Origin of the sequence: Klebsiella sp. R390 (assembly GCF_051131745.1) — a bacterium.
In the GTDB taxonomy this organism is placed as follows: Bacteria; Pseudomonadota; Gammaproteobacteria; order Enterobacterales; family Enterobacteriaceae; genus Klebsiella.
Genome location: NZ_CP180445.1, coordinates 3,706,881 through 3,723,345 on the forward strand (window position 1 = coordinate 3,706,881; position 16,465 = coordinate 3,723,345).

Sequence of the window (16,465 nt, forward strand, 5' to 3'; positions counted from 1 at the left end):
ACCGGTGGACCATCAAACTGCAGAAGCGCTGCAAGCCTTTACTCAACGCTATTGCGCTGCCTGGCAGCAGCAATACGCCAGCCTGCCGCGAAGCGAAGAGCTTTATGGTGTCCCGTCCCCCTGTATCAGCGCGACGGACGATGATGCAGTTTTCTGGCAGCCGCAGCGTTTTTCTTTAGAACCCAATATCAACGCAGTTGAACGAGCGCTTGATATTGTGGTACAACAGCCGATTCATAGTTATTATACCACTCAGTTCGCCGGTGATATGGCGGCCAGCTTTGCTGGTGAGACGATGACGCTGTTGCAAACGTGGAGTCCGGATGACTTCCAGCGCGTGCAGGAGAATTTAATCGGTCATCTGCTGGTGCAAAAACGGCTCAAGCTGTCGCCGACGCTGTTTATCGCGACGCTGGACAGCGAGCTGGATGTGATTTCGGTCTGTAACGTGAGCGGCGAGGTCCTTAAAGAGACGCTCGGCACGCGCAAACGGACAACCCTTTCTCCCTCTCTTGCGAGTTTCCTTAATCAGCTTGAGCCAGTGCTGTAATCCATTTTACCAACCTGTTTGTGAGAGATCTCTTACAAGACCTGTAAGAGATCGTCATCATTTACGCAATTTTTAAATCAATTGATTTGTAATAAATTCATAAAATTCAAATTGTTACTCTTTTTTGTCGCTTTGTTGTGTGGGGTTAATCTTAAGAGATTCTCTCAAGAAGGCTTGTAAGACGAAGCGGAATCAGTGATCCTATGTACGTCGACAGGGAGTCGCGAGAAGAAGTGAACATCAGGATGATGACACTTCTTGCAGGACCCGCCGGGAAGGCGTTGCAAGGACAGGCTTCAGGATGAAGCACAGGATCACGCAGGAACGCGTAAAGGACACCTCCAGGATGGAGAACGTGAGCCGCTCATGATGAACGGTGGATCAGGAAGATCGGGACACACTTAGGGATAAGTCATTTCACATCGGGGTGGTGTGGGAGCAGGATGCGCAAGTTTATGGATGAACATGGTCAGGAGACCACAGGAAAAGTTTTCATGGACGAGCAGGGAGCACCAATGTAGCTGGATTGCTGCGAAACGAACCGGGAGCACTGTTAACACAGTGCTCCCTTTTTTTATGCCTCTATACCCTTCATCCTTCAAGTTGCCTGGGTGTTGGCTGCACCCGTTATTCGGCTCATCCATGAGCCTCACTCTTATCAGGGCCGCTGCTCTCAGCGTTTAAATCTGTTCCACACAGATTTGTCACCCCAGTCACTTACCCGAGTAAGCTCCAGGGGAAAAGCAACTCGAATTATTTTGGGTATAATACAGTCGTTTTCACTGCGGTATTTGCTATTCTGCGTCCGGTTTACAACTCATCGAGGTTTCCCATGACTCTTCACCTTAGCGTGCGCGAGCGTTTGCACGCCCTTGAAGCGCTGCTGCGCGAAACAGAACACTGGCAAGTCAATGCGCCGGAAAGCCGGGCTTTTGCCAGCGATCAACCTTTCTGTATGGACACTCTGGAACCACTGGAGTGGCTTCAGTGGGTCCTGATCCCGCGGATGCACCACCTACTCGATAGCGAACAGCCGCTGCCGCAGAATTTTGCCGTGGCCCCCTATTATGAGATGGCCCTTGATGCCACCCATCCGCTGCGTGAACGGGTACTGGCGGAACTGCTGCTGCTCGATACGCTGTTTACGAGCGACGACGCCTGATGCTGGAAATTATCTATCAGGACGAATGGCTGGTGGCGGTGAACAAACCCTCCGGATGGCTGGTGCATCGCAGCTGGCTGGATCGCGATGAAAAAGTGGTGGTGATGCAGAGCGTCCGCGACCAGATTGGTCAGCACGTGTTTACCGCTCATCGTCTCGACCGCCCGACCTCCGGAGTCCTGCTGATGGGGCTGTCCAGCGAAGCGGGAAGGCGACTGTCGCAACAGTTTGAACAACACCAGATGCAAAAGCGCTACCACGCGGTGGTGCGCGGCTGGCTGACCGACGATGAGGTCCTGGATTATCCGCTAGTGGAAGAGCTGGATAAAATCGCCGATAAATTCGCCCGCGATGACAAAGATCCTCAACCGGCGGTCACCCATTATCGCGGGATGGCGACGGTCGAAATGCCGGTCGCGACAGGGCGTTATCCGACGACGCGCTACAGCCTGGTGGAGCTGGAACCGAAAACCGGACGAAAACATCAGCTGCGCCGCCATCTCTCCCATTTGCGCCATCCGATTATTGGCGACAGTAAACACGGTGACCTCCGGCAGAATCGTAGCGCCGCCGAACATTTTGCCGTAGACCGCCTGATGCTTCACGCCAGCCAGCTATCGTTAATTCACCCCTTTACCGGCGAACCGTTGGTGATCCGCGCGGGCCTGGATGAGGTCTGGATGCGTGCGCTGTCGCAGTTTGGCTGGCGCGGCCTTCTGCCGTTAAATGAAAGGGTTGAGTTTGCTGACGACAGCGGTCAGGATGAAGATATTGAGGGCAATCCAGGGAGATAATCATGGCAGAAGTCGGGATTTTTGTAGGCACGATGTATGGCAACGCGCTGCTGGTCGCCGAAGAGGCGGAAGCCATTCTGAGCGGACTGGGCCATAAAGCGAAGGTGTACGAAGACCCGGAGATCCAGGACTGGGAACCGTACAGCGGCAAATATGTGCTGGTGGTGACATCCACCACCGGGCAGGGCGATCTGCCGGACAGCATCGTCCCACTGTATGAAGGGATGAAGGACATGTACCAGCCGCATCTGCGCTACGGGATCATCGCGCTGGGCGATAGCACCTACGCCAATTTTTGCGGCGGCGGTAAGACCTTTGATGTGTTGTTGCAGGAGCAGGGCGCAAAACGGATCGGCGATATGCTGATGATTGATGCCAGTGAAGATCCGGAACCCGAGGGTGTTTCCAACCCGTGGGTGCAACAGTGGGCGAGCCTGCTGGAATAACATCATAACACTTGCGCCCTCTGCGTCGCAGGGGGCCTTTTCGCCGCTACCGGCGCCTGTATACCTCGTCTGACCCATGGTTATGGCATTTGCACGATAACCTTGAGGTTTATCTGGTTTTTTCCGCGACATTTCCACCGGGTCAAGAGAGACAATTCACACTCCTGCGGATTGTTTCACCGTTAGCCAGGCTGGCGGCCGTTGCTTTTCATTTCCGTGAACTACCCCCCATCTTCTCAGACAAAAGCCATAAATCTATTTCTAAATGCCCGTGAAAGCTGTGTATATGCACGGTGAGCCAGCCAGGGCCTCTTTCTATACTCTCCGAGCCAGTTAAAAAAACAGTACGTCAGACATAACAAAAATGAACAGAAACACGAACACGTCATTCTGATTACCCTACAGGTTGTGCCGTTCAGAATGAACGTAGCTATCGGCTATGATTCAGGAGTGCAACAATGAGTACATTAAGTCAGGCTGCGAGCGGCGCGGAAAAACGCACCAATGCTCGCTACTGGATAGTGGTGATGCTGTTTATCGTCACGTCCTTTAACTATGGCGATCGCGCTACGCTGTCGATCGCCGGTTCGGAAATGGCCAAAGATATTGGCCTTGATGCCGTTGGCATGGGATACGTTTTTTCTGCCTTCTCATGGGCTTACGTTATTGGTCAGATCCCCGGCGGCTGGTTGCTCGACCGCTTCGGCTCTAAACGCGTCTATTTTTGGTCCATTTTCATCTGGTCGATGTTTACCCTGCTGCAGGGTTTCGTCGATATCTTCAGCGGCTTCGGCATTATTATCGCGCTGTTTACCCTACGTTTTCTGGTCGGCCTGGCGGAAGCCCCGTCATTCCCCGGCAACAGCCGAATCGTCGCGGCCTGGTTCCCTGCCCAGGAAAGGGGCACGGCGGTAGCGATTTTCAACTCGGCACAATACTTCGCCACCGTGATCTTCGCGCCCATCATGGGCTGGTTAACCCATGAAGTGGGCTGGTCACATGTGTTCTTCTTTATGGGTGGGCTGGGGATTGTTATCAGCTTTGTGTGGCTGAAAGTCATCCATGAGCCGAATCAGCACCCCGGCGTGAACAAGAAAGAGCTGGAATATATTGCTGAGGGCGGTGCGCTGATCAACATGGATCAGAAGAAAGGCACCCATAAAGTCCCGATGAGCGAAAAATGGGGGCAAATCAAACAGCTGATCGGTTCCCGCATGATGGTTGGCATCTATATCGGCCAGTACTGCATCAACGCGTTGACCTATTTCTTTATCACCTGGTTCCCGGTGTATCTGGTTCAGGCGCGCGGTATGTCGATCCTTAAGGCCGGGTTTGTCGCTTCGATCCCGGCGATCTGCGGCTTTGCCGGTGGCGTGCTGGGTGGGATCATCTCCGACTGGTTAATGCGGCGCACCGGTTCACTTAATATTGCCCGTAAAACCCCGATTGTCTTAGGCATGCTGTTGTCGATGGTCATGGTGTTCTGCAACTACGTAAGCGCAGAATGGATGATTATTGGCTTCATGGCGATGGCCTTCTTCGGCAAAGGGATTGGCGCATTGGGCTGGGCCGTAATGGCGGACACCGCGCCGAAAGAGATCAGCGGCCTGTCTGGCGGTCTGTTCAACATGTTCGGCAATATCTCCGGCATCGTGACGCCGATTGCGATTGGCTACATTGTCGGGACCACGGGCTCATTTAACGGCGCGCTGATATATGTTGGGGTGCATGCGCTGGTGGCGGTACTGAGCTATCTGGTGCTGGTGGGCGATATCAAACGTATTGAACTCAAACCGGTAACGGAGCGCTAAAGATGAATACACAGTCAAGTCCCGTCGTCATCGATATGAAAGTTATTCCGGTGGCCGGCCATGACAGCATGCTGCTGAATATCGGCGGCGCGCATAATGCCTGGTTTACCCGCAATATCGTGGTGCTGACCGACAATGCCGGAAATACCGGCATCGGCGAGGCTCCGGGCGGCGAAGTGATTTATCAGACCCTGCTCGATAGCGTTCCGCTGGTGGTCGGGCAGGAGATTGCCCGCCTGAACAAAGTGGTTCAGCAGGTACACAAAGGAAATCAGGCTTCAGACTTCGATAGCTTTGGCAACGGTGCCTGGACCTTTGAGCTACGGGTGAACGCGGTAGCCGCGCTGGAAGCGGCACTGCTGGATCTGCTCGGTAAAGCGCTGCAGGTCCCGGTCTGCGAACTGCTCGGGCCAGGAAAACAGCGTGATGCGGTCACCGTGCTGGGTTATCTCTTCTACATTGGCGATCGTAACAAAACCGACCTGCCGTACCTGGAGAAAACCCCAGGCGATCATGACTGGTATCAGCTACGCCATCAGGAAGCGTTGAACAGTGATGCGGTGGTGCGTCTTGCCGAAGCCGCGCAGGACCGCTATGGCTTTAAGGATTTCAAACTCAAGGGCGGCGTGTTGCCCGGCGAGCAGGAAATTGATACCGCCCGTGCGCTGAAGAAGCGCTTCCCGGATGCGCGCATCACCGTCGACCCCAATGGCGCCTGGCTGCTTGATGAAGCAATTGCGCTGTGCAAGGGGATGCAGGATGTGCTGACCTATGCCGAAGACCCGTGCGGTGCTGAACAGGGCTTCTCGGGGCGTGAGGTGATGGCCGAATTTCGTCGTGCGACCGGGCTGCCGGTTGCCACCAACATGATCGCCACTAACTGGCGCGAAATGGGCCACGCCGTGATGCTGAACGCGGTGGATATCCCACTGGCGGATCCGCACTTCTGGACTCTCTCCGGGGCGGTTCGGGTCGCACAGCTCTGCGATGACTGGGGGCTGACGTGGGGTTGTCATTCGAACAACCACTTTGATATTTCGCTGGCGATGTTTACCCATGTGGGCGCCGCTGCGCCGGGCAACCCGACCGCTATCGATACCCACTGGATCTGGCAGGAAGGCGATTGCCGCCTGACGAAAAATCCGTTGCAGATTACTCACGGAAAAATTGCCGTACCGCAGGCGCCAGGACTGGGTATTGAACTGGATTGGGACCAGCTGCAAAAAGCCCATGAAGCCTATAAGACGCTGCCTGGAGGCGCGCGAAATGACGCGGGTCCGATGCAGTATCTGATCCCCGGCTGGAAATTCGATCGCAAACGTCCCGTATTTGGTCGTGGTTAAGTCGCCACGTTATAAGAAAAGGATTCAAGATGAGTACATTATTTTCTACGCCCGTCGTTACTGCCATGCAAGTTATTCCGGTTGCCGGTCATGACAGCATGTTGATGAATCTTAGCGGGGCGCACGCCCCCTATTTCACCCGTAATATTGTGATTATTAAAGACAACTCCGGCCATACCGGGGTCGGTGAAATCCCCGGCGGTGAGAAAATCCGCCAGACGCTGGAAGAGGCGGCGGAGCTGGTGGTCGGTAAGACGCTGGGTGAATATAAAAACGTGCTGGGCGCCGTGCGTCAGCGCTTCGCCGACCGGGATGCCGGCGGTCGCGGTTTGCAAACATTTGATTTACGTACCACCATTCACGTCGTGACCGGAATTGAAGCCGCATTGCTGGATCTGCTAGGGCAGCATCTTGGCGTCAACGTGGCCTCTCTGCTGGGCGACGGTCAGCAGCGTAGTGAAGTCGAAATGCTGGGCTACCTGTTCTTTGTCGGCAATCGTCATGCCACGCCGTTGGCCTATCAAAGCCAGACCGACGAGCGCTGCGACTGGTACCGGTTGCGTCACGAAGAGGCGATGACGCCGGATGCCGTGGTCCGACTGGCGGAAGCCGCTTACGAAAAATATGGCTTCAACGATTTCAAACTCAAAGGCGGCGTGCTGGCGGGTGAGGAAGAAGCCGAATCGATTGTTGCTCTGGCGAAGCGATTCCCGCAGGCGCGAGTGACCCTGGATCCCAACGGTGCCTGGCTGCTGGATGAAGCCATCCAGATTGGCAAGCAGTTGAAGGGCGTACTGGCGTACGCTGAAGATCCTTGTGGTGCAGAGCAAGGGTTCTCCGGTCGCGAAGTGATGGCGGAGTTCCGTCGCGCCACCGGTTTGCCGACGGCCACCAATATGATTGCCACCGACTGGCGTCAGATGGGGCATACTCTTTCTCTGCAATCGGTGGATATTCCGCTGGCGGATCCGCACTTCTGGACCATGCAGGGATCGGTTCGTGTGGCGCAGATGTGCCATGAATTTGGCTTGACCTGGGGCTCACACTCCAACAACCATTTCGATATTTCGCTGGCGATGTTCACCCACGTCGCCGCGGCGGCACCAGGCAATATTACGGCGATCGATACCCACTGGATCTGGCAGGAAGGTAACCAGCGCTTAACCAGACAACCTTTTGAAATTAAAGGTGGGATGGTGCAGGTTCCGTCAACGCCGGGTCTGGGCGTTGAGCTGGATATGGACCGCGTGATGCAGGCAAACGAGCTATATAAAAAGCATGGGCTGGGGGCGCGCGATGACGCGATGGCCATGCAGTATCTGATCCCGAACTGGACGTTTGATAACAAGCGCCCGTGCATGGTGCGCTAAGGAAGATCCGGTTCCTGCGGGAACCGGAGACCTATTGATACCGGGTGTTTGTTCATTTAAGGACAGCGTATGAAAATTGTGATTGCGCCGGATTCATACAAGGAGAGTCTGAGCGCCCTGGAGGTTGCGACCGCGATAGAGGCGGGGTTTCAGGAGATTTATCCTGACGCGGAGTATGTCAAACTGCCCGTTGCCGACGGTGGTGAAGGGACCGTCGAAGCGATGGTCGCCGCCACGCAGGGGCATCTGGTGCAGGTGACCGTGACCGGCCCGCTGGGGGAACCGGTGCAGGCATTTTACGGTTTGTCCGGTGATGAACGCTGCGCTTTTATCGAAATGGCGGCGGCAAGCGGCCTGGAAAGCGTCCCGGTGGCCAACCGAAATCCCTTAATCACCACCACCTGGGGAACCGGGGAACTGATTCGTCACGCACTGGATGCCGGCGTACAGCAGATTATTATCGGCATTGGCGGCAGTGCTACCAACGATGGTGGTGCCGGGATGGTGCAGGCGCTGGGTGGGAAATTGCTGACGCAGGATAACCAGCAGATTGCTGCCGGTGGCGGCGCGCTGGAGCAGCTGGCGCGTATTGACCTTAGCGAGCTGGACGGCCGTCTCGCCGATTGTCGTATCGATGTTGCCTGCGATGTCACGAATCCACTGACCGGCCCGGAGGGGGCAACTGCGGTATTTGGCCCGCAAAAAGGGGCGACGGCGGAGATGATCGTCCGTCTGGATCGGGCGCTGGCGCATTTCGCGCAGATTATTCAACGTGATTTAGCCGTTGATGTCCTGCAGCTCGAAGGCGGCGGTGCTGCAGGTGGGATGGGAGCGGCGCTGTATGCTTTCTGTGGTGCCCGATTACGCCCGGGGATCGAGATAGTGACCGATGCTCTGCATCTCGCTGAACTGGTCGCCGATGCCGACCTGGTGATCACCGGCGAAGGGCGCATTGACAGCCAGACCATTCACGGCAAGGTGCCGGTCGGGGTCGCGAAGGTCGCCCAACGCTACAATGTACCGGTCATTGCCATCGCCGGGAGCCTGACCGCTGATGTTGGTATTGTGCATCAGCATGGCCTGGATGCCGTATTCAGCGTGATCTATTCGGTGTGCACCCTTGAGGAGGCGCTGGCCAATGCCGCCGACAATGTACGCATGACGGCGCGAAACGTCGCCGCGGTGTTGAAACTAGGCCAGCAACGTTAAGGCCCCTGCGTAGCCCGGATAAGCGCAATGCTATCCGGGAGGCAGGCTGATGATAGCCCGGACAGGCACCGCGCTATCCGTTATAAGGCGTTTTGATCCCCGGCATTTTACAGGCTTCCCGGGTGACGTTATCCATCTCATCCAGCAATTCAAGCAGCTCCGGCTCCAGATCTTCAGGCGCGGTTCCGGCCCGCAGCTGGCTTTCAAGGGTCTGACACAACTTCTTCAGCCGCGGTACACCGCTGTAGCTACAGCTTCCGTGGAGTTTATGAATCAGATCCAACAGCCCCTCCGGTTTTTCACCAACCAGCTGCTCTTCCACTTTATTGCGTACCTCCGGCATAAAGGCGATCAGCATTTGCAGCATTTCTCGCGCCAGGTCCGGCTTCATGGCAGCCTGGCGTAGCGACAGCTGCCAGTTGAGCGTCACGTTATGGTCGATGGGCGGCTCGATGGTCTCTGCCGCTAACGGCGGCGCGACATGGCCTCCCGGCTGATAACGCAGCAGCAGAGTGTGTAACTTCTCTTCCTCGATGGGTTTCGCCAGATAGTCATTCATGCCGGCGTTCATCAGCCTTTCTTTCTGGCCGTCAAAGGCGTGGGCGGTTACGGCGATCACCGGCGTCTGCTGCTGATGGGGAAGATGACGAATCAGCTCGCAGGCACGAATGCCGTCCATATCCGGCATCTGGATATCCATCAGGATCAGATCCAACTGCATCTCTTTGGCCTGCTCTACGGCACGCTGACCGCTTTCGCACAGCGTAACGTGCTGCACCAGATCCTCCAGCAACACGCCGATAAGCTTGAGGTTGGCCGGATTATCATCCACCGCCATTACCGTCATCGGCAGCTTGTCGCTGTCGGTGTGGGGAAGGGCGATCGGTGTTCTGCTGCGGCTGGAGGCGATAAGCGCCGGCACTAAACGCGTGGCGGTCAGCGGTTTGAGCAGGCAGGCCGCAACGCCATCCTGCTTCAGCGTTTCGGCATTTATCTGCGCGTGGCAGGGGAGCGCCAGCAGCAAATGATCGGCGATGGCACAGGCTTTCGCCAGATTGTCCTTCTGCTGGTTAATATCGCGCATCGACACCGGGAGCCCGGCCAGCAGAATATCGTAGTGTGCTTTCGGCAGCGCGGAGAAGGTCGGGCTGTAGACTACCTCCAGCGGCGTGGTAGCCAGCAGCTCCAGAGTGCACTGCGCCGCCGTGGCGTTGGCCTCAATGTAGGCCAGCGTTTTGCCCGCCAGAAGCGGCGTCATCGGGCTCTCCTGAACGGCGTTCGGGTTGAGGTCGAGACTGATGTGGAACCAGAAAGTGGAGCCGCGATTCGGCTGGCTGTGGAAAGAGATATCACCGCCCATCTCTTTGACCAGCCGTTGGGTAATCACCAGCCCAAGCCCGGTGCCGCCGTGACGGCGGGAAATGCTGGCATCGGCCTGGCGGAAGGCCTGGAACAACCGGGACTGATCGCGTTCGGGGATACCGATGCCGGTATCGTGGATTTGAATCTCTATTTGCACGCTGGTGTTGCTGAGCGCCCGCTGTTCGACCAGCACATCGATATTGCCATGTTCGGTAAACTTGATGGCATTGCCGACCAGGTTAGTGATGATTTGCTGCAGGCGTAGCGGGTCACCGATAATATTATCCGGCACATCGTTTTTGATGTTTAGCGTCAGTTCCAGCCCTTTATCATGGGCCGAATGCGCCAGCAGGGTGACGACTTCATCCAGCGTATTGCGTAGCAGGAACGGAATGCTTTCCAGAATCAGCTTACCGGCCTCCAGCTTGGAGAAGTCCAGCACGTCATTGATGATCGCCAGCAGGTTATTTGCCGAACGTTCAATCGTGGTGAGATGATCACGCTGGGTGGTATTCAAATCGGTTTTCAGCGTCAGGCGGGTAAAGCCAATCACGCCATTGAGCGGGGTTCGCAGCTCGTGGGACATATTGGCAAGGAACTCCGACTTAATACGTGCGGCCTCCTGGGCGCGCTTTTTCGCCAGATCCAGCTCAACGTTCTGGATCTCCATCTGTTCGAGGGTTTCGCGGAGATCGGAAGTTGCCTGATCGATATTATGTTGCATCTCTTCGTGGTAAGCCGCCAGCGACATCGCCATCGAGTTAATGCCGTTTTTCAGCATATCCAGCTCGCCGAGCATAAAGCCCTCGACGCGGCTATCCAGTTGCCCACGACGAATACGGTCAACGGTATTGACCATGTTGCGGATTGGGCCGGTGACATCGCGCATCAGGCGCCAGCCAAAAATGAGCGCAATGCCAATACAGAACAGCATCATAACGCTGGAGATAAAAATCTCTTTGTACTGCTGCAGGCGTACCGATTTCAGATCGAGCTCGAGGGCAACATAGCCCAGCATATTGCCGGGCATCTTGGCATCGGTCCCCGGTGATTCATCTGGCGAATAGCTTTCGGAGACGATCGGGGTACGCAAAATCATCACGTCGCCTTCGCGTATCGCGGTGAGCTGCTGGGGAAATTTTGCCCCTTTCGGCAGGCGCAGTTCGCTGGGGTTGAGCTGAAAGTTAGAGGTGACAAACAGGCGATTCTGCGAATCATAGATGGAAATCGCGCGTACAATCTCGGAGTGGCGGCGATGCAATACGCTAATGAGCTGGCCGATTGACTCGCGGTTTTGCAGATTCATGCCATATTCACTGGAGACCGCCAGTGGTTCAATAATGCTGGCTCCGGCGTCTTCCAACTGACGCTGCAGGTCGTGATAGCGATGGGCAACGAAGAAAATACTCAGCAGCAAACCAATGAGGACGGTAGGTGCCAGAATAAGAATCATCATGCGAGCACGTAGGCTGTAGTTGGTCATGCGGTTCCGTTATGGGAGAATATACGCTTCATCCTTCAAGTGCCTCTGCGTTGGTGGCGTCAGTGTCGGGCTTACACACGCCGTCGTGGACTGCTGCCCGCCGCGCTGATGTACCTTGAAAGGACTCGTGTATAGAGTCAGTTTATTTGATTGAGACAAATCTCTACGATGGCGCAATTCTACTCTGCAAAACGGCGTGTGACGACGCGCCAGATCATAACCGTGACAGTAAACGACCTCGATCCCTTTGGCCAGGGCGTTGCGCGTCACCATGGTAAAGCGCTATTTGTTAGTGGTTTACTGCCGCAGGAACAGGCCGAAGTTGTCCTGGTGGAAGACAAAAAACAGTACTCCCGGGCTCAGGTCAAACGCCGTCTGAGTGACAGTCCTCAGCGTCAGGCACCGCACTGCCCGCATTTTGGCGTCTGCGGAGGCTGCCAGCAACAGCATGCCAGCATTGAATTACAGCAGCACAGCAAACGTGCCGCGCTTGCTCGGCTCATGAAACACGAGGTCGACGATATTATAGCCGCTTCGCCGTGGGGATATCGCCGGCGTGCGCGTCTGAGCTTGAATTACCAGCCGAAGTCCCAACAATTACAGATGGGTTTTCGCAAGGCCAACACCAATGACATCGTCGATGTGGTGCAATGCCCTGTTTTGGTGCCCGATCTTGAGGCATTGCTGCCCGCGGTGCGCACCTGCCTGACGGGGCTGAAATCTCAGCGTCAATTGGGGCATGTTGAACTGGTGCTGGCGGATAATGGCCCGGTGATGATCCTGCGCCACACGGCGGCGCTGCCGGCCGGCGACAGAGAAAAACTGGAACGATTTTCGCAAACTCATGATCTTGCCCTGTATCTGGCTCCACAAAGCGAGATACTGGAGCATATTCGTGGGGAAGCGCCATGGTATACGTCAGACGGACTACGCTTAATGTTCAGTCCGCGCGACTTTATTCAGGTGAATGACGGTGTCAATCAGCAGATGGTACAGACCGCCCTGGCGTGGCTGGACGTTCAGCCGCAGGACCGGGTGCTCGATCTGTTTTGCGGCATGGGCAATTTCACGCTGCCGCTGGCGACACGTGCCGCTGAGGTCGTCGGGGTTGAAGGCGTTCCGGCGCTGGTAGAGAAAGGGCGGGAAAATGCCGCGCTCAATCAGTTGCACAACGTGACATTCTTTCATGAAAATCTGGAGGAAGATGTCACCCGTCAGGCGTGGGCGAAGCGTGGCTTTGACAAAATATTGATCGATCCGGCGCGAGCCGGGGCGCCAGCGGTGATCCCACAGATTATAAAGCTCGCGCCACGCCGCGTGGTTTATGTCTCCTGTAACCCGGCGACGCTGGCACGTGATAGCGAACACCTGTTACAGGCAGGCTATACGATCCAACGCCTGGCGATGCTGGACATGTTCCCGCATACCGGACATCTGGAATCGATGGTGTTGTTTGAGCATAAGCTTACATAACATCACTCGAATCGTATCGAGGTGGCAACAGAGTGAATGCTCAAGCGCTGGCCCAGGTCGGTGGCTGAGGTGAATGAAAAAGCCAACGCTGATGCGGTTTGAAGGATGACGTGTAAAAGTTGAGGCTTGCCGACTTCGGCAGGCCAGGTCCCTTAAGGAGAGGACAATGGTTGCGGTAAGAAGTGCACATCTTAATAAAGCTGGTGAATTTGACCCGAAGAAATGGATCGCGAGTCTGGGAATTTCCAGCCAGCAGTCGTGTGAACGCTTAGCCGAAACCTGGGACTACTGTCGCGAGAAAACACAGGGACATCCTCGAGCGGACCTTCTGCTATGGCGCGGCGTGGAGATGGTGGAAATACTCTGCACGCTGAGTATGGATATCGACACGCTTCGGGCCGCCATGCTTTTCCCGCTGGCGGACGGCAACGTCGTTAGCGAAGAGGTGATGCAAGAGAGCGTCGGTAAATCTGTCGTCACGTTGATCCACGGCGTGCGCGATATGGCGGCCATTCGCCAGCTTAAAGCCACCCACACCGATTCCGTCTCTTCAGAACAGGTCGATAATATCCGCCGCATGCTGCTGGCGATGGTCGACGATTTCCGCTGCGTGGTCATCAAGCTTGCCGAGCGTATCGCCCATCTGCGGGAAGTCAAAGATGAGCCCGAAGACGAACGCGTCCTGGCGGCAAAAGAGTGCACCAATATCTATGCGCCGCTGGCCAACCGTTTAGGTATCGGCCAGCTGAAATGGGAGCTGGAGGACTATTGCTTCCGCTATCTGCATCCGGACGAATACAAACGTATTGCCAAACTGCTGCACGAACGCCGCATCGATCGTGAACACTACATTGATGAGTTCGTGGGGCATTTACGCTCCGAAATGAAAACCGAAGGCGTCAAGGCCGAGGTGTACGGGCGTCCAAAGCATATCTACAGCATCTGGCGGAAAATGCAGAAAAAACACCTCACCTTTGATGAGTTGTTTGACGTGCGGGCCGTGCGCATCGTTGCTGAACGGCTGCAGGACTGCTATGCCGCACTGGGGATCGTCCATACCCACTATCGCCACCTGCCAGATGAGTTCGATGATTACGTTGCCAACCCCAAACCGAACGGCTACCAGTCGATTCATACGGTGGTACTGGGGCCAGGGGGAAAAACGGTCGAGATCCAGATCCGTACCCGGCAGATGCATGAAGATGCCGAACTGGGTGTGGCGGCGCACTGGAAGTACAAAGAGGGCGCCAGCGCGGGCGTGAGCGGCGGACGCGGCTATGAAGACCGTATCGCCTGGCTGCGTAAGCTGATTGCCTGGCAGGAAGAGATGGCCGATTCTGGTGAAATGCTGGATGAAGTCCGTAGCCAGGTCTTCGACGACCGGGTCTATGTCTTTACGCCGAAAGGCGACGTGGTGGATTTACCCGCCGGTTCCACGCCGCTCGACTTTGCCTACCATATTCACAGTGATGTCGGTCACCGCTGCATTGGCGCCAAAATCAGCGGGCGTATCGTGCCGTTTACCTACCAGTTGCAGATGGGCGATCAGATTGAAATCATCACCCAGAAGCAGCCGAACCCCAGCCGCGACTGGCTGAACCCGAACCTGGGTTATGTGACGACCAGCCGCGGGCGCTCCAAAATTCACGCCTGGTTCCGCAAGCAGGATCGCGACAAGAACATTCTCGCCGGGCGGCAGATTCTTGACGATGAGCTTGAGCACCTGGGAATCAGCCTTAAGGAAGCAGAGAAACACCTGCTGCCGCGCTACAACTTCAACGAGCTGGACGAACTGCTGGCGGCCATTGGCGGCGGCGATATTCGCCTTAACCAGATGGTCAACTTCCTGCAGGCACAGTTCAATAAACCGAGCGCCGAAGAGCAGGATGCGGCAGCGCTCAAACAGCTGCAGCAGAAAAGCTGGGCGCCGCAGAGCCGCAGCAAAGACAATGGTCGGGTGGTGGTGGAAGGCGTCGGTAACCTGATGCATCACATTGCGCGCTGTTGCCAGCCCATCCCGGGCGATGAGATTGTCGGTTTTATCACCCAGGGGCGCGGGATTTCCGTACACCGGGCGGACTGCGATCAGCTGGCGGAACTGCAATCGCATGCGCCTGAGCGTATCGTTGACGCGGTATGGGGAGAAAGCTACTCCGCGGGATATTCGCTGGTGGTGCGCGTTGTCGCCAACGATCGCAGCGGCCTGCTGCGGGATATCACCACGATCCTCGCCAATGAAAAAGTGAACGTGCTCGGCGTTGCCAGCCGTAGCGACACCAAACAGCAGCTGGCCACGATCGACATGAACATTGAAATCTACAACCTGCAGGTGCTGGGCCGCGTGCTCGGAAAACTGAACCAGGTACCGGATGTGATTGATGCCCGCCGTCTGCACGGTGGCTAATCGATCGTATTTTGCTTTCCCCGGCGGCGCATGGCGGGCCGGGGATACGCTTTCACGTTAGCCGGGTAAGGCGAAATCCATACCCGGCAGTATCGTTTGCAACAGGAAAAGACATGAACCAAATCGACCGGCTGCTCGGCATTATGCAGCGCCTGCGCGACCCGGAAAACGGCTGTCCATGGGACAAAGAGCAGACCTTCGCCACCATCGCCCCCTATACCCTCGAAGAAACTTACGAAGTGCTGGATGCCATCGCCCGCGAAGATTTTGACGATCTGCGTGGCGAGCTGGGCGATCTGCTGTTCCAGGTGGTGTTCTACGCGCAGATGGCGCAGGAAGAAGGGCGCTTTAATTTTGACGATATCTGCGCGGCTATCAGCGATAAGCTTGAGCGCCGTCACCCGCATATCTTCGGAGATGCGACCGCCGGCGATAGCGCCGAAGTGCTGGCGCGCTGGGAGCAAATAAAAAGCGCCGAGCGGGCCGAGAAAGCTCAGCATTCCGCACTGGATGATATTCCGCACAGCCTGCCGGCGTTGATGCGCGCGCATAAAATTCAGCGTCGCTGTTCTGCCGTGGGGTTTGACTGGACCTCGCTGGGCCCGGTGCTGGACAAAGTGCATGAAGAGATCGATGAGGTCATGCATGAAGCGCAGCAGGCCGTCGTGGATGAGGCTAAACTGGAGGAGGAAATGGGCGATCTGCTGTTCGCGACCGTCAATTTATCCCGCCATTTAGGGGTAAAAGCCGAAGTCGCACTGCAAAAAGCGAACCTTAAATTTGAACGCCGTTTCCGTGAGGTTGAACGAATTGTGGCCGCTCGCGGGTTAGAAATGACGGGCGTAGACCTCAATATCATGGAGGAAGTGTGGCAAGAGGTAAAACGGCAGGAAACTGATCTCTAACGGAATTTTGCGATCAAGCGCTATTTGTGTGATTTTTTAAATGACAAGCGCTTGATTTGCGTCAAAAACATTTACCCAAAAGGGGCTATTTTCTCACTCCTTATGTTTGTCATGGCCTGGAAAGGAGACGGAGAATGAAAGTTTGTGGCGCTC

General features: G+C 55.9%; 12 protein-coding genes. 11 read left to right on the forward strand and 1 reads right to left on the reverse strand.

Translation table 11 applies throughout. The features are described 5' to 3' along the window. The first annotated feature begins 4 nt into the window (after positions 1-4). From syd to ACMYSP_RS17410, 8 genes are all read left to right on the forward strand, one after another. Positions 5-550, forward strand: a complete 546-nt coding sequence (gene syd, locus ACMYSP_RS17375; protein ID WP_434583287.1) for a SecY-interacting protein — start codon at positions 5-7, stop codon at positions 548-550. A gap of 832 nt (positions 551-1,382) precedes the next feature. Beyond that, the gene (locus tag ACMYSP_RS17380) at positions 1,383-1,712 is read left to right on the forward strand and encodes a YqcC family protein (RefSeq protein ID WP_434583288.1); all 330 of its coding nucleotides are present in this window, start codon (positions 1,383-1,385) and stop codon (positions 1,710-1,712) included. Next, complete coding sequence (gene truC / locus ACMYSP_RS17385; RefSeq protein ID WP_434583289.1) at positions 1,712-2,506, forward strand: tRNA pseudouridine(65) synthase TruC; 795 nt, start codon at positions 1,712-1,714, stop codon at positions 2,504-2,506. The genes ACMYSP_RS17380 and truC overlap by 1 nt, the downstream gene beginning before the upstream one ends. 2 nt (positions 2,507-2,508) lie before the next feature. After that, on the forward strand, positions 2,509-2,952 hold the full coding sequence (locus tag ACMYSP_RS17390; protein WP_434583290.1) for a flavodoxin: 444 nt from the start codon (positions 2,509-2,511) through the stop codon (positions 2,950-2,952). 458 nt (positions 2,953-3,410) lie between these two features. Beyond that, entirely contained in the window at positions 3,411-4,763 is a 1,353-nt protein-coding gene (gudP, locus tag ACMYSP_RS17395; RefSeq protein WP_123756711.1) for a galactarate/glucarate/glycerate transporter GudP, read from the forward strand. Positions 4,764-4,765: 2 nt separating this feature from the next. After that, complete coding sequence (locus ACMYSP_RS17400) at positions 4,766-6,106, forward strand: enolase C-terminal domain-like protein (RefSeq protein WP_434583291.1); 1,341 nt, start codon at positions 4,766-4,768, stop codon at positions 6,104-6,106. 29 nt (positions 6,107-6,135) lie between these two features. Beyond that, positions 6,136-7,476, forward strand: coding sequence for a glucarate dehydratase (gudD, locus tag ACMYSP_RS17405; protein ID WP_434583292.1), 1,341 nt, complete (start codon positions 6,136-6,138; stop codon positions 7,474-7,476). A 69-nt stretch (positions 7,477-7,545) separates the two neighbouring features. After that, positions 7,546-8,685, forward strand: a complete 1,140-nt coding sequence (locus tag ACMYSP_RS17410; protein WP_434583293.1) for a glycerate kinase — start codon at positions 7,546-7,548, stop codon at positions 8,683-8,685. A 73-nt stretch (positions 8,686-8,758) separates the two neighbouring features. Here the strand turns inward: ACMYSP_RS17410 and barA are convergent, their stop codons facing one another. Beyond that, complete coding sequence (gene barA, locus ACMYSP_RS17415; RefSeq protein ID WP_434583294.1) at positions 8,759-11,530, reverse strand: two-component sensor histidine kinase BarA; 2,772 nt, start codon at positions 11,528-11,530, stop codon at positions 8,759-8,761. Between the two features lie 168 nt (positions 11,531-11,698). On the opposite strand from barA, the gene rlmD reads away from it, so the two are divergent. From rlmD to mazG, 3 genes are all read left to right on the forward strand, one after another. Beyond that, positions 11,699-13,003, forward strand: coding sequence for a 23S rRNA (uracil(1939)-C(5))-methyltransferase RlmD (gene rlmD / locus ACMYSP_RS17420; RefSeq protein ID WP_434583295.1), 1,305 nt, complete (start codon positions 11,699-11,701; stop codon positions 13,001-13,003). A gap of 166 nt (positions 13,004-13,169) precedes the next feature. Then, positions 13,170-15,407 (forward strand): GTP diphosphokinase, encoded by a 2,238-nt coding sequence (gene relA, locus ACMYSP_RS17425; protein ID WP_434583296.1) that lies wholly within the window; start codon positions 13,170-13,172, stop codon positions 15,405-15,407. Between the two features lie 113 nt (positions 15,408-15,520). After that, positions 15,521-16,312, forward strand: coding sequence for a nucleoside triphosphate pyrophosphohydrolase (mazG, locus tag ACMYSP_RS17430; RefSeq protein ID WP_434583297.1), 792 nt, complete (start codon positions 15,521-15,523; stop codon positions 16,310-16,312). The last annotated feature ends 153 nt before the right edge of the window (positions 16,313-16,465 follow it).

Bases quoted from the DNA above. Each gene is read 5' to 3' on its own strand.
- ACMYSP_RS17400 (WP_434583291.1), top strand. From the start codon at position 4,766: ATGAATACACAGTCAAGTCCCGTCGTCATCGATATGAAAGTTATTCCG.
- ACMYSP_RS17410 (WP_434583293.1), top strand. From the start codon at position 7,546: ATGAAAATTGTGATTGCGCCGGATTCATACAAGGAGAGTCTGAGCGCC.
- relA (WP_434583296.1), top strand. From the start codon at position 13,170: ATGGTTGCGGTAAGAAGTGCACATCTTAATAAAGCTGGTGAATTTGAC.
- gudD (WP_434583292.1), top strand. From the start codon at position 6,136: ATGAGTACATTATTTTCTACGCCCGTCGTTACTGCCATGCAAGTTATT.
- rlmD (WP_434583295.1), top strand. From the start codon at position 11,699: ATGGCGCAATTCTACTCTGCAAAACGGCGTGTGACGACGCGCCAGATC.
- ACMYSP_RS17380 (WP_434583288.1), top strand. From the start codon at position 1,383: ATGACTCTTCACCTTAGCGTGCGCGAGCGTTTGCACGCCCTTGAAGCG.
- gudP (WP_123756711.1), top strand. From the start codon at position 3,411: ATGAGTACATTAAGTCAGGCTGCGAGCGGCGCGGAAAAACGCACCAAT.
- ACMYSP_RS17390 (WP_434583290.1), top strand. From the start codon at position 2,509: ATGGCAGAAGTCGGGATTTTTGTAGGCACGATGTATGGCAACGCGCTG.
- mazG (WP_434583297.1), top strand. From the start codon at position 15,521: ATGAACCAAATCGACCGGCTGCTCGGCATTATGCAGCGCCTGCGCGAC.
- barA (WP_434583294.1), bottom strand. From the start codon at position 11,530: ATGACCAACTACAGCCTACGTGCTCGCATGATGATTCTTATTCTGGCA.
- truC (WP_434583289.1), top strand. From the start codon at position 1,712: ATGCTGGAAATTATCTATCAGGACGAATGGCTGGTGGCGGTGAACAAA.